The organism is Streptomyces sp. NPDC003284 (assembly GCF_053589675.1).
Genome location: NZ_JBSFSI010000003.1, coordinates 587,017 through 600,892, shown reverse-complemented (window position 1 = coordinate 600,892; position 13,876 = coordinate 587,017). Strand labels below are relative to the sequence as shown.

At 71.6% G+C, this 13,876-nt stretch carries 10 protein-coding genes and 1 pseudogene; 1 reads left to right on the top strand and 10 read right to left on the bottom strand.

All coding sequences use genetic code 11. From position 1 onward, the window contains the following. Nucleotides 1–22 precede the first annotated feature (22 nt). From topA to bldG, 7 genes are all read right to left on the bottom strand, one after another. On the bottom strand, nucleotides 23–2,878 hold the full coding sequence (gene topA / locus ACWDYF_RS09665; protein ID WP_389473242.1) for a type I DNA topoisomerase: 2,856 nt from the start codon (nucleotides 2,876–2,878) through the stop codon (nucleotides 23–25). 270 nt (nucleotides 2,879–3,148) lie between these two features. Beyond that, nucleotides 3,149–3,346: a hypothetical protein gene (locus ACWDYF_RS09660; RefSeq protein ID WP_381740829.1), complete on the bottom strand. Its 198-nt coding sequence runs from the start codon at nucleotides 3,344–3,346 to the stop codon at nucleotides 3,149–3,151. 312 nt (nucleotides 3,347–3,658) lie between these two features. Continuing rightward, a complete protein-coding gene (locus ACWDYF_RS09655) occupies nucleotides 3,659–5,227 on the bottom strand; it encodes a DUF7059 domain-containing protein (RefSeq protein ID WP_451584272.1) in 1,569 nt (522 codons plus the stop codon). Nucleotides 5,228–5,420: 193 nt separating this feature from the next. Beyond that, a complete protein-coding gene (locus tag ACWDYF_RS09650; RefSeq protein ID WP_026252702.1) occupies nucleotides 5,421–6,032 on the bottom strand; it encodes a hypothetical protein in 612 nt (203 codons plus the stop codon). Between the two features lie 224 nt (nucleotides 6,033–6,256). Then, a complete protein-coding gene (locus ACWDYF_RS09645) occupies nucleotides 6,257–8,668 on the bottom strand; it encodes a sodium-translocating pyrophosphatase (RefSeq protein ID WP_381740831.1) in 2,412 nt (803 codons plus the stop codon). A 480-nt stretch (nucleotides 8,669–9,148) separates the two neighbouring features. After that, the gene (locus ACWDYF_RS09640; protein WP_389462597.1) at nucleotides 9,149–9,580 is read right to left on the bottom strand and encodes an ATP-binding protein; all 432 of its coding nucleotides are present in this window, start codon (nucleotides 9,578–9,580) and stop codon (nucleotides 9,149–9,151) included. 104 nt (nucleotides 9,581–9,684) lie between these two features. After that, nucleotides 9,685–10,026 (bottom strand): anti-sigma factor antagonist BldG, encoded by a 342-nt coding sequence (gene bldG, locus ACWDYF_RS09635; protein ID WP_009189842.1) that lies wholly within the window; start codon nucleotides 10,024–10,026, stop codon nucleotides 9,685–9,687. 81 nt (nucleotides 10,027–10,107) lie between these two features. On the opposite strand from bldG, the gene ACWDYF_RS09630 reads away from it, so the two are divergent. Beyond that, nucleotides 10,108–12,696, top strand: coding sequence for a DEAD/DEAH box helicase (locus ACWDYF_RS09630; protein WP_389462598.1), 2,589 nt, complete (start codon nucleotides 10,108–10,110; stop codon nucleotides 12,694–12,696). Nucleotides 12,697–12,768: 72 nt separating this feature from the next. Here ACWDYF_RS09630 and ACWDYF_RS09625 read toward each other — a convergent pair. From ACWDYF_RS09625 to ACWDYF_RS09615, 3 genes and pseudogenes are all read right to left on the bottom strand, one after another. Continuing rightward, nucleotides 12,769–13,122: pseudogene (locus tag ACWDYF_RS09625) on the bottom strand (Rv3654c family TadE-like protein); the annotation flags it as partial. Continuing rightward, nucleotides 13,119–13,580: a TadE family type IV pilus minor pilin gene (locus ACWDYF_RS09620; RefSeq protein WP_389462600.1), complete on the bottom strand. Its 462-nt coding sequence runs from the start codon at nucleotides 13,578–13,580 to the stop codon at nucleotides 13,119–13,121. The pseudogene ACWDYF_RS09625 and the gene ACWDYF_RS09620, both read right to left, overlap by 4 nt. After that, nucleotides 13,567–13,770, bottom strand: a complete 204-nt coding sequence (locus ACWDYF_RS09615; RefSeq protein WP_078510009.1) for a DUF4244 domain-containing protein — start codon at nucleotides 13,768–13,770, stop codon at nucleotides 13,567–13,569. The genes ACWDYF_RS09620 and ACWDYF_RS09615 overlap by 14 nt, the downstream gene beginning before the upstream one ends. Nucleotides 13,771–13,876 lie beyond the last annotated feature (106 nt).

Sequence of the window (13,876 nt, the reverse complement as noted above, 5' to 3'; positions counted from 1 at the left end):
GCCGACGAAGCCGCGGTGCCGCTCAGTCCTCGGCCGCCGCCGTGTTCGCGGCGGTCTTCTTCGCCGCCGTCTTCTTCGCGGCAGCGGTCGTCGTCTTCTTCGCCGTCGTCTTGGCAGCCGTCGTCTTGGCAGCCGTCTTCTTCGCGGCGGTCTTCTTGGCCGTGGAGGCCGTCTTCTTCGCCGCGGTCTTCTTGGCGGGGGCCTTCTTCGCGGTCTTCTTGGCCGGGCCCTTGGCCCGCTTCTCCGCGAGCAGTTCGAAGCCGCGCTCCGGCGTGATCGTCTCCACGCTGTCACCCGACCGCAGGGTCGCGTTGGTCTCGCCGTCGGTGACGTACGGACCGAAGCGGCCGTCCTTGACCACGACCGGCTTGGCGCTGACCGGGTCCTCGCCCAGCTCCTTCAGCGGCGGCTTGGCCGCCGCCCGGCCGCGCTGCTTGGGCTGGGCGTAGATCGCCAGCGCCTCTTCCAGCGTGATCGTGAAGAGCTGGTCCTCGGTCTGCAAGGACCGCGAGTCCGTGCCCTTCTTCAGGTAGGGGCCGTAGCGGCCGTTCTGCGCGGTGATCTCGACGCCCTCGGCGTCCGCGCCGACGATCCGCGGCAGCGACATCAGCTTCAGCGCGTCGTCGAGCGTCACGGTGTCCAGGGACATCGACTTGAAGAGCGAGGCCGTGCGCGGCTTGACCGCGTTCTTGCCGGTCTTCGGGGTGCCCTCGGGGAGGATCTCCGTGACGTACGGACCGTAGCGGCCGTCCTTGGCGACGATCTGGTGGCCCGTCACCGGGTCGGCGCCCAGCTCGAAGTCGCCGCTCGGCTTGGCGAGCAGTTCCTCGGCGAGTTCGACGCTCAGCTCGTCGGGGGCCAGGTCGTCCGGGATGTCGGCGCGCTGGTGGGAGTCGGTGTCCTTCTCGCCGCGCTCGATGTACGGGCCGTAGCGGCCCACGCGCAGCACGATGCCGTTGCCGACCGGGAACGACGACACCTCGCGCGCGTCGATCGCGCCCAGGTCGGTCACCAGTTCCTTGAGGCCGCCGAGGTGGTCGCCGTCGCCGTTGCCTGCGTCCGCGGCACCGCCCTCGCCCGTGCCCTCGCCGAAGTAGAACCGCTTCAGCCACGGCACGGCCCGCGCCTCGCCGCGCGCGATGCGGTCGAGGTCGTCCTCCATGCGGGCGGTGAAGTCGTAGTCGACCAGCCGGCCGAAGTGCTTCTCCAGGAGGTTCACCACGGCGAAGGACAGGAAGGACGGCACCAGCGCCGTGCCCTTCTTGAACACATAGCCGCGGTCGAGGATCGTGCCGATGATCGACGCGTACGTCGACGGGCGGCCGATCTCGCGCTCCTCCAGCTCCTTGACCAGGCTGGCCTCGGTGTAGCGGGCCGGGGGCTTGGTGGCGTGCCCGTCGACCGTGATCTCCTCGGCGCCGAGCGCGTCGCCCTCGGCGACCTGCGGCAGCCGGCGCTCGCGGTCGTCCAGCTCGGCGTTCGGGTCGTCGGCGCCCTCGACGTACGCCTTCAGGAAGCCGTGGAAGGTGATCGTCTTGCCGGACGCGCTGAACTCGACGTCCCGGCCGTCGGCGGCCCGGCCGCCGATCTTCACCGTGACGGAGTTCCCGGTCGCGTCCTTCATCTGGGAGGCGACGGTCCGCTTCCAGATCAGCTCGTAGAGCTTGAACTGGTCACCGGTCAGACCGGTCTCGGCGGGCGTGCGGAAGCGGTCGCCCGAGGGGCGGATCGCCTCGTGCGCCTCCTGCGCGTTCTTGACCTTCCCGGCGTACGTACGCGGCTGCGGCGGCAGGTAGTCGGCGCCGTACAGCTGCGTGACCTGGGCGCGGGCGGCGCTGACCGCCGTGTCGCTCAGCGTCGTGGAGTCCGTACGCATGTACGTGATGTAGCCGTTCTCGTACAGCTTCTGCGCGACCTGCATGGTGGCCTTGGCGCCGAAGCCGAGCTTGCGGCTGGCCTCCTGCTGGAGCGTCGTCGTACGGAACGGGGCGTACGGCGAGCGGCGGTACGGCTTGGACTCGACGGAGCGGACGGCGAAGGCGGTGTCCGCCAGGGCGGCGGCGAGCGCACGCGCGTTCGCCTCGTCGAGGTGGAGGGTGTTCGCGCTCTTCAGCTGCCCCAGGGAGTCGAAGTCGCGGCCCTGTGCGACACGCCGGCCGTCGACCGTCTGGAGCCGTGCGACCAGGGACGACGGGTCCGAGGCGTCGCCCGCCCGGCCGGTCGAGAAGGTGCCCGTCAGGTCCCAGTACTCGGCGGAGCGGAAGGCGATGCGCTCGCGCTCCCGTTCGACCACGAGCCGGGTCGCCACCGACTGGACGCGGCCCGCCGACAGCCGCGGCATGACCTTCTTCCACAGGACCGGCGAGACCTCGTAGCCGTAGAGGCGGTCGAGGATGCGGCGGGTCTCCTGGGCGTCGACGAGCTTCTGGTTGAGCTGGCGCGGGTTGGCGACGGCGGCCCGGATCGCGTCCTTGGTGATCTCGTGGAAGACCATCCGCTTGACCGGGATCTTCGGCTTCAGCACTTCCTGGAGGTGCCAGGCGATGGCCTCGCCCTCGCGGTCCTCATCGGTGGCGAGGAAGAGCTCGTCGGAGTCCTTCAGCAGGTCCTTGAGCTTCTTGACCTGGGCCTTCTTGTCGGCGTTGACCACATAGATCGGCTGGAAGTCGTGTTCTACGTCCACACCGAGGCGGCGGACCTCACCGGTGTACTTCTCCGGGACCTCCGCGGCCCCGTTCGGAAGGTCCCGGATGTGCCCGACGCTCGCTTCGACGACGTAGCCGGGGCCGAGATAGCCCTTGATCGTCTTCGCCTTGGCAGGCGACTCGACGATGACGAGTCGGCGACCGCCCTGTGCGGTATCGCTGGTCGGGGACAACTTCGCTCTTCTCTCCGGTCGACGCTTGGTCTCGCTGTGTCTCGCTGGATCTCCCCAGGCTGTGGCTGCGTTCCCGGGGCCGGGCAGTGCTGACGCTGCGGAGTGTGACGGTACATCCCGCCCCCGTGTCAAACGGGAAAAGCCCGCAACGGCCACTCGAACGGTAACCCGACTACCGCCCTTCCTGCCGCCCGGAGTGCCCACGGACCGGTCGGGGCCGAAGCGGAAGATGATCCACCGGACACCGGGGACGCCGCGCCGCGCCGGTGTTCACAGCCGCGTCAGGCACCACGTCCCGAGCGCCAGGGACCCCAGGGCCGCGCCGGTCGCGAGGGTTGCCGCGAGGCTCTGGCGCACCCCCAGCGCCACGGGTTCGCGACGGCGCGCGCGAAGTGCCGTCCACCCCAGCAGCACCGCTCCGAACAGGGCGAACACCGCCCCTGTGAAGATCGCCGGACCGCTTTCCACGTACGTACCCCTCCGCCCCGGATGCCCCCGGTCGGGGAGGCTGGCACCTCCGGGCGACGGGCGGCCCAACCCGGGGTGAACACGGAGCGTCCGGGCAACCGCGCGGCCCCTCGGCGACCGCCCGGCGTGCCCCGGCGCACGCCGGAGCGATGACCGAAAAATGGTCGAGCGGGGCCGGAGGCGAACGGTCCGGAGGGGCGGGCGGGCCCCGCCGGGCGGACTCTGCGCGGGGCGGGTCCCTCGGGGCGCGGCGGCTGGCGCACTGAGGGCAGGTCAGTCCGCCGACGGCGGGGTCAGTCCTCCGAGGCCGGGTCAGTCCGCCGACGGCCGGTCGGCCGGCTCCAGGAAGCCCTGCTCCACCAGCAGGCGGATCTGCGCGGGCGTGCGGTCGCGCAGGAGCACGGGGTCCTCGCCGACGAGCTGGGCGATGGCGTCCAGGATGCGTCCGGCGCTGAGCGTGCCGTCGCAGACACCGGCGAAGCCCGCGCCGACCGTGTCCACGGCGGTGGCCCGGCGCATCCCGCGGTGCTGGCGCAGCACCACGTGCTCCGGGTCCTCGGCGCCGGGCAGCCCGACCTGCTCCTGCACGACCTCCCCGACGAGCCGGAAGTGCCGGTCGAGCAGGCCCGCGTCGTCGTGGTCCCGCAGGAAGCCGACGCGGTCGAAGTGCGCGCGCACGGTGTCGCCGAGCGGCTGCTCGACGGGGTGCGGCCACTCCTCCGCGACGACCGAGGGCACGGCGGAGTCCGTACGGCGCAGGGTGATCCAGCCGAAGCCGACGGCCTTCACCTTGCGCGCCTCGAACTCCTCCAGCCAGGCGTCGTAGCGCGCCTGGTACTCCGCCGGGTCGGCGCGGTGGTCACCGGCGTCGCGCAGCCACAGCTCGGCGTACTGCGTGACGTCCTGCACCTCGCGCTGCACGATCCACGCGTCGCAGCCGCGCGGCACCCACGACCTGAGCCTGTCCTGCCAGTCCTCCCCCTCCACGTGCTCCCAGTTGGCGAGGAACTGCGCGAACCCGCCCTCGTTCAGCCGCTCCCCCGCCTGCTGAACGAGCGTGCGGCACAGATCGTCCCCGGCCATCCCGCCGTCGCGGTACGTCAGCCGGGCACCCGGCGAGATCACGAAGGGCGGGTTGGACACGATCAGGTCGAACCGCTCGTCGGCGCGGACCGGCTCGAACAGGGAGCCCTTGCGCAGATCGGCGGCCGGGGCACCTGACAGCGCGAGCGTGAGGGCGGTGATGTGCAGCGCGCGCGGGTTGAGGTCGGTCGCGGTCACCCGCGTGGCGTGCCGGCTCGCGTGCAGTGCCTGGATGCCGGAGCCGGTGCCGAGGTCCAGCGCGGCGGCGACGGGCGTACGGACCGTGAGTCCCGCCAGGGTGGTGGAGGCGCCGCCGACGCCGAGGACGACGCCCTCCTCGTGGCTGCCGATGCCGCCCGCGCCGCCGACCGCGCACCCCAGGTCGGAGACGATGAACCAGTCCTCGCCGTCGAGCCCGGCGTACGGCCGTACGTCCACGGTCGCGGCCAGCTCGTCCCCGCCGACGCGCGCCAGCCAGCCGGTCTCCAGGCAGGCGTCGACGGGCAGGACGTCCGCCACGCGCGCGTGCGGCACGGGCTGCTGGAGCAGGAAGAGCCGGACGAGCAGTTCGAGCGGGGTGTCCCCGCGCGTGGCGCGGAGCGCGGGCACGGTCTCGCTGCGGGCGAGCGCCGCGTACGCGGGCGCGCCGAGCAGTTCGAGCAGCCCGTCGGCGGTGAACGACGCGCCGAGCAGGGCGTCGCGGAGCCGGGCGGCGACGTCGGGGCGGGCGGCCGCGGGCAGGGCCGCCGGGCCGACCGGGGCTTCGGGGGTGCCGGGTGCGGCAGGGGCGGTCGACACGCTCGGGATGTTCGGGACGTTCGGGGCGGGCACGCTGGAGTCACTCACGCACCCATTGTGTCGGCTCCCACCGACATCGCACGCGCGCACCGCTCGCCCCGGCACGGCACGCATCGGCACGCGCGTGTGCGCGTGCGTGCGTGCCGATGCGTTCGCCGGGACGGCGGTGCGGTGGCGGTGCGGCCGCGGCGGCTCAGCCGTTCGCGGGCGACGCGGTCGTGGAGGCGGTGGCCGAGGCGGACTTGCAGCTCGGCTGCCCGGCCATCGCCTTGCCGACGTCGCCCTCCTCCAGGTTCTTCAGCGCGTCGTTGCCCGTCCTGCTCAGCTTGTCGAGCTGGGTGGCGATGTCCTTGAGCCCGTCCGCGAACTTGGCCTGGTCCTTGGTGTCGAGCTTGTCGACCTGCTCCTTGAGCGAGGCGTAGGAGGCACCGAGGTCGTTGAGTTCCTTGACCGCGTCCTGCTGCTTCTTCTGCCCGCCCTCGACATCGGGCGCGCCGGCCTTGTTCACGGCGGCGCCGATCGCCTTGTAGGCGTCGGACATGTCCTGGAAGGCCTGTGCGTCGGTCTCCTGGACCGTCTTCGTCGGAGTGTTGTCCGAGGTCTGCTTCTGGATCGCGGCGCTGGCGGCCTGGATCTTCTTCGCCTGCGGCTGGACACCGTCGCACACCTGCTTGGCCCAGGTGTTCAGCGCGTCGTTCTTGCCGTCGTCGCTGCTGCCGGAGCATCCCGTCAGTGCCAGTGCCAGTACCGCACCGCCGGACAGTGCGGCCGCGAGCTTCTTGTTCACCGGATCGGTCCCTTCCATGGCTCTCGGCCCCGGAACATACACGGCGATCGCCAGGCCGCCGGGGCCCGGTGACCCCTTACGTGCCGTCTTGCAGCCATTTGCACCAAGCGAGAGAAGGCTCACGGCCTCCCGGCACGCGCGGCGGGTCCAGGACCCCGGACACGCGGCGGGCGGGCGGCGCGTCGAACGCGCCGCCCGCCCGCTCACGAGCCGGACCGTGCCGTACGGCCCCGTGCGCCCCCTTACGAGACCACCGCGGGGTCGGCCGGTTCGGCGGCCACCCGTTCGGCGCTCTCCTCGTCGTCGCCCACGGCGATCCCGCGCCGCTTGGAGACGTAGACCGAGCCGACGATGACGATCAGCGCGAGGATCGCGATCAGGATGCGCACGCCGACGCTCTTGTCGTCGCCGTAGGAGAACTTGATGACCGCGGGCGCGATGAGCAGCGACACGAGGTTCATCACCTTCAGCAGCGGGTTGATCGCCGGGCCCGCGGTGTCCTTGAACGGGTCGCCGACCGTGTCGCCGATCACCGTGGCGGCGTGGGCCTCGCTGCCCTTGCCGCCGTGGTGGCCGTCCTCGACCAGCTTCTTGGCGTTGTCCCAGGCACCGCCGGAGTTGGCGAGGAACACCGCCATCAGCGTGCCCGCGCCGATGGCGCCCGCGAGATAGGCGCCGAGTGCGCCGACGCCGAGCGTGAACCCGATGAAGATGGGCGCCATCACGGCCAGCAGTCCGGGCGTGGCGAGTTCGCGCAGGGCGTCCTTGGTGCAGATGTCGACGACGCGCCCGTACTCCGGCTTCTCGGTGTAGTCCATGATCCCGGGGTGCTCGCGGAACTGGCGCCGCACCTCGAAGACCACCGACCCCGCCGACCGCGACACCGCGTTGATCGCCAGCCCCGAGAAGAGGAAGACGACCGCGGCCCCGGCGATGAGCCCGACCAGGTTGTTGGGCTGGGAGATGTCCATGATCAGGGTCATCGGCGCGCCGGGCCCGGACAGCTTGGCGCCGACGTCGCTCGCACCGGTGGTGATGGCGTCGCGGTACGACCCGAAGAGCGCCGACGCCGCGAGGACGGCGGTGGCGATGGCGATGCCCTTGGTGATGGCCTTGGTGGTGTTGCCGACCGCGTCCAGGTTGGTGAGCACCTGGGCGCCCGCGCCCTCGACGTCACCGGACATCTCGGCGATGCCCTGGGCGTTGTCGGAGACCGGTCCGAAGGTGTCCATGGCGACGATCACACCGACCGTGGTGAGCAGGCCGGTGCCGGCCAGCGCCACCGCGAACAGCGCCAGCATGATCGATGTGCCACCGAGCAGGAACGCCCCGTAGACGCCGAGGCCGATCAGCAGCGCGGTGTAGACGGCCGATTCCAGTCCGATGGAGATACCGGCGAGGACGACGGTGGCCGGGCCGGTGAGCGAGGTCTTGCCGATGTCGCGGACCGGCCGCCGGGTGGTCTCGGTGAAGTACCCGGTCAGCTGCTGGATCACGGCGGCCAGCAGGATGCCGATGCCCACCGCGACCAGGGCGAGGATCCGCGGATCGCCGTCCTTCCCGCGGATCGCCGCGTCGGTGACGCCGGTGAGACCGGCGTACGTGGACGGCAGATAGGTGTAGACGGCCACCGCCACCAGGGCGAGGGAGATCACCGCGGAGACGAAGAACCCGCGGTTGATCGCGCTCATGCCGCTGCGGTCGCTGCGGCGCGGGGCCACCGCGAAGATGCCGATCATGGCGGTGACCACACCGATGGCGGGCACCAGCAGCGGGAAGGCGAGTCCGTCGTTGCCGAAGGCGGCCTTGCCGAGGATGAGCGCGGCGACCAGCGTGACCGCGTACGACTCGAAGAGGTCGGCCGCCATGCCCGCGCAGTCGCCGACGTTGTCGCCCACGTTGTCGGCGATGGTCGCGGCATTGCGCGGATCGTCCTCCGGAATGCCCTGCTCGACCTTGCCGACCAGGTCGGCGCCGACGTCGGCGGCCTTGGTGAAGATGCCGCCGCCCACTCGCATGAACATGGCGATCAGCGCCGCGCCGAGGCCGAAGCCCTCCAGCACCTTCGGCGCGTCCGCCGCGTAGACCAGCACCACGCAGGAGGCGCCCAGCAGGCCGAGCCCCACCGTGAACATGCCGACGACGCCGCCCGTACGGAAAGCGATCTTCATGGCTTTGTGCGAGACGGTGGTGAGATCCTTTTCCGGTTCGCCCTGCGCGGGAGTCGCCTCCCGGGCGGCGGCGGCCACACGCACATTGCTGCGCACGGCGAGCCACATGCCGATATAACCGGTGGCCGCCGAGAACCCGGCACCGATCAGGAAGAACACCGACCGTCCGGCGCGCTGATTCCAGTCGTCGGCGGGCAGCAGCAGGAGCAGGAAGAACACCACGACGGCGAATACGCCGAGGGTGCGCAGCTGGCGGCCCAGATAGGCGTTCGCGCCTTCCTGGACCGCTTCCGCGATCTTCTTCATGCTGTCGGTGCCCTCGCCGGCCGCGAGCACCTGGCGCACCAGGACACCCGCGACCAAGAGCGCGGCCACCGCGACCGCGGCGATGACCGCCACGATGATCCGATTGTCATCGGTCAGTACCGCGGCTGCGAAAGTTGTCGGTTGAGCCGACTGATGAGGGGTAGAAAGCCCCGCCATTCGTCCTCCTTGACGCTTGGGCTGAGCTCAAGATGTGGACGGATTGTAGGGAGCGAAACCCGAACTAAACAGTGTGCGGTAAATGGAATCAGCCGTCACACGGCTCTCAGCAAAAGATCGCCGGCCGACAGGGGACCCGAAAGCGGTAACGCCTCAAAAGCATTGACCCTTGATCCATTATCAGGCTATCGATCGTGAATCAATTCACTAAATGATGCCGGTCCGCCGCAGGATCGGCCGAATGGGCCGGTCGAAAGGCCCGTTCGAAAGACTCGTTCGAATGGGTCGGCCGGGGACGGCGGTGCTCCTGCCCCCGGACATGCCGAAGGGCCCCGCTGCCGGGGCCCTTCGGAACAGACGGACGGAAACAGAACAGACGGACGGAAACGGAACGGTGTGGGGCACAGAAGCGGGCAGGGACCAGGACGGGTCGAGGACGGAGCCGGGATGCGAACCTATGAGCGATCGGCTGCGATCGGCTCAGGAGAGCACGGCGCCCGCCGACGCGGTCGGCCAGGTCATCTTGATCAGTCCGCCGTCCTCGCCCGCCGAGACCTCGACGTCGTCGACAAGGCCGCTGATGACCGCGAGGCCCATCTCGTCCTCCTCGGCGTCCGCGTCGTCCACGGCGCCCGGGGCATCCCCCGGATGGTGCGGAGCATGCCGGGCCTCGTCGCCGACCTCGATGGAGAACTGCTTCTCCTCCTCGGTCAGCACCACCGTCACCGGTGCCGCGATCCCGTTGCTCTGATGCAGCCCGACGGCACGGGAACAGGCCTCACCGACGGCGAGCCTGACCTCGTCGAGGACGGCCTCGTCGACCCCCGCCCTGCGCGCCACCGCTGCCGCCACCAGCCGGGCGGTCCTGACGTGCTCCGGCAGCGCGCTGAAGCGGAGTTCGACGGTGGCCATGCATCCCCCTAGGAGCTACGGGCGTGCGGTCGGGAGACCGGGCCGCCGAGCCCGGCTCCCCGCAGGAACGTCTTCCGCCCCGGACACCGGCCCGGGACCGGCGGTCAGTCGGTCGCCGCCACCGCTTCGTCGACCGAGGTGTGGATGGGGAACACCTTGGTCAGACCGGTGATGCGGAAGATCTTGAGAATGCGCTCCTGGTTGCAGACCAGGCGCAGCGAGCCCTCGTGGGCACGCACTCGCTTCAGACCGCCGACCAGTACGCCGAGACCGGTGGAGTCGAGGAAGTCCACGCCCTCCATGTCGACGACGAGGTGGAAATTCCCGTCGTTCACCAGCTCGACCAGCTGCTCGCGCAGCTTGGGCGCGGTATATACGTCGATTTCGCCACCGACCTCGACGACCGTACGATCGCCGACGGTACGGGTCGACAGGGACAGGTCCACGGATCCTCCAGCACCTTGCTATCGAGCGGTCGCCCATCGGGCACCTCGGCTTGAGGCCCCCGGGACGGTTCGCCAGCCGCGATGGCATTCAATCACTTACCGGCAGGCGTGCACGACGCCTTGGCTCCATTGTCCGTCACGCCGGTGACAGACTCGGTGTCAATGGCCAAGAATCACCGATCCGATCGAACCCCGACGGACACCGCAACCCGCCTGACGCCGGGCTCGGTTCTGGACCGGCTCGCCTCCGGGCCGAGCCGGGCTGCGCGCATCACTCATACGGAGCACCTGCCCCCGCGAGCGGGTCGTCATGCCGTCTGGCCCGACCGGATTCGCCCGGAGGTCCTCGCCGCGGTCCGGGCCTGCGGGATCGAGCACCCCTGGGCCCACCAGGCACAGGCCGCCGAGCACGCCCTCGACGGCCAATCCGTCGTGGTCGCCACCGGCACGGCGTCCGGCAAGTCGCTGGCGTATCTGGTCCCCGTGCTGTCGGCGCTGCTGGAGGGCTCCGAGGCGCCGAACGGCCGCGGGGCCACCGCCCTCTATCTGGCCCCCACCAAGGCTCTCGCCGCCGACCAGTGCCGCGCGGTGCGGGAACTCGCCCGGCCGCTGGGCAGCGCCGTACGGGCCGCCGTGTACGACGGCGACACACCGGTCGAGGAACGCGAGTGGATCCGCCAGTACGGCAACTACGTGCTGACCAACCCCGACATGCTGCACCGCGGGATCCTGCCGTCCCACCCGCGCTGGTCCTCCTTCCTGCGGTCCCTGAAGTACGTCGTCATCGACGAGTGCCACACCTACCGCGGTGTCTTCGGCTCCCATGTCGCCCAGGTCCTGCGCCGCCTGCGCCGGCTCTGCGCGCGTTACGGCGCCTCGCCCGTCTTCCTGCTCGCCTCGGCCACGGCGGCGGAGCCCTCGGTGGCCGCCCGCCGCCTCACCGGCCTGCCCGTGGTGGAGGTCGCCGACGACGCCTCGCCCCGCGGTGAACTGGTGTTCGCCCTCTGGGAGCCTCCGCTCACCGAACTGTCGGGCGAGAAGGGCGCCCCGGTCCGCCGCACCGCCACCGCGGAGACCGCCGATCTGCTGACCGACCTCACCCTCCAGGGGGTGCGCTCGGTCGCCTTCGTGCGCTCCCGGCGCGGCGCCGAGCTGATCTCGGTCATCGCCCAGGAACGACTGGCGGAGGTCGACCGGTCCCTGGTCCGGCGCGTCGCCGCCTACCGGGGCGGCTACCTCCCCGAGGAGCGCCGCGCCCTGGAACGCGCCCTGCACTCCGGGGAGCTGCTGGGCCTCGCCGCCACGACCGCCCTCGAACTCGGCGTGGACGTCTCCGGCCTGGACGCCGTGGTCATCGCCGGGTATCCGGGCACCCGGGCCTCCCTGTGGCAGCAGGCGGGCCGGGCGGGCCGCGCCGGGCAGGGCGCCCTCGCGGTCCTGGTCGCCCGCGACGACCCGCTGGACACCTTCCTCGTCCACCATCCGGAGGCCCTGTTCGACCAGCCGGTCGAATCCACCGTCCTCGACCCCGACAATCCCTACGTGCTCGCCCCGCACCTGTGCGCCGCCGCCGCCGAGCTGCCGCTGACCGAGGAGGACGTGGAACTGTTCGGTCCGGCGTGCCCGGAGCTGCTGCCGCAGCTGGAGGCCGCGAAGCTGCTGCGCCGACGGGCCACGGCCTGGCACTGGACGCGCCGGGAGCGGGCCGCGGACCTCACCGACATCCGCGGCCAGGGCGGACGGCCGGTGCAGGTCGTCGAGGCCGGCACCGGACGGCTGCTCGGCACGGTCGACGAGGCCGCCGCGCACACGACCGTGCACGAGGGCGCCGTCCACCTGCACCAGGGCCGTACCTATCTGGTGCGCTCGCTCGACCTGGACGACTCGGTCGCCCTGGTGGAGGAGGCGAACCCGCCGTACACGACGGTCGCCCGGGACACGACGGCGATCTCCGTCCTGGAGACCGACGTCACCGTCCCCTGGGGCGACGGCCGCCTGTGCTACGGCTCCGTCGAGGTCACCAATCAGGTGGTCTCCTTCCTGCGCCGCCGGGTCATCACCGGCGAAGTGCTCGGCGAGACGAAACTCGACCTCCCGCCGCGCACGCTGCGCACCCGCGCCGTCTGGTGGACGGTCACCGAGGACCAGCTCGACGCGGCCCGGATCAACCCGGAGATCCTCGGCGGCGCCCTGCACGCCGCCGAGCACGCGTCGATCGGCATGCTGCCGCTCTTCGCCACCTGCGACCGCTGGGACATCGGCGGGGTCTCCGTCCCGCTGCACCCCGACACGCTCCTGCCGACGGTCTTCGTCTACGACGGCCATCCGGGCGGCGCGGGCTTCGCCGAGCGTGCCTTCCACACCGCCCGGGACTGGCTCGTCGCCACCCGCGAGGCCATCGCCTCCTGCGAGTGCGACGCCGGCTGCCCGTCCTGCATCCAGTCCCCCAAGTGCGGCAACGGCAACGACCCGCTCCACAAACGCGGCGCCGTCCGGCTGCTCACGGTGCTGCTGAAGGGAGCGCCCGAACGGCCTTCTCCGGAGCCCTCTCCGGAAGACTTCGCGGGACGTACGGAGGAAGCCACGGGCCGGAGGGACGGCACGGACGGCACGGAACGTTCGGAAGGCGCGGAAGGCGGAGACGGGGCGGGTGCGGTTCTCCGGGGCTGACCCCATCGACGGATCCGCCTGGTTCTCCCGGCTCCCCCGGCTCATCCGGCCCTGCTGACCCAGCTCCCCCGGCGGATCCGGCTGATCCGGCGGACCCGCCCTGGCCCGGACCTGTGCCGCGAACGGCCCGTGTCCCGAGGCCGCCGTGACATCCGAGACGTCGCCCACGAGCGCGCACCGGACGAGGCGGGCGCCCTGCGCCCGTGCCACCCGGTCGGCGCGGGCGCAGGCCGCCGCACCGCCGAGCGCCCAGTGGTCGGCGGCGGCCAGCGCCGCCAGGTCGGCCGCGCCGGCCGCGCGGTGCCGGACGACCACGGCCTGGCCCAGCGCGAGGCCGGTGCCGAACACCGCGCACAGCAGGGCGATCGCCCCGACGCTCCAGACGGTGGCGGAGCCCCGGTCGCACTCGGCGAAGCGGCGCCTCATGAACCCGTCTCCTGCCCCGCGCGCACCGCCGCGCCGCTCGGTCCGGCCGCCCCTGGCCTCTCATCCGTCACGGCCGCCTCCTCCGCCTCGGCCACGGCCTCCTCCCTCAGCCGGAAGGGCAGCAGGCCCAGCCCCGGAGGCGACGCGCTGACGACCACGCGGACCTGCCCCGCCCGCCGGGACACCGTGACCTTCGCGCCGCGAGGCGCCGTCCGGCGGGTCACCAGGACCACCGCGCCGTCCGGGTCCTGGCGGGCGGCCGCCCGCGCACCGACCCGTGCCGCGTCCACGCACTGGATCTGCGCGAGCACGACGAGCAGCCCCCACACCAGCGTGGTCACCACCAGCACCAGCACGGGCAGGACCATGGCGGCCTCCGCCGTCACGAACCCCCGGTCGCCACCGGGCCCGCCGCGCCCGTCACGCGCGCCGCCCCGGCGGTGCTCACATCCGGGCACTGAGCGCCCGCTTCACGATGTTCTGGAGCTCCGTCTTGACCTGCCCGCTGGTCACCACCTCGTACAGCAGCACCGCGAACGCCACCGCCGCGATGATGCCCATCGCGTACTCGGACGTGACCATTCCGGTGTCCCTGCGCATACGGACCGCCAGGCCACGCAGCCGTGTCCATGCCGCCTTCGTGTTCATCTCAACCCCCGTGAGGTGTCGTTCCGTTGTCGTTCGCATCGCTTGTCGCGTCAGTCGTGTCGGTCGTGTCGGTCGTGTCGGTCGTGTCGTCCCGGTCCTCGCCCTC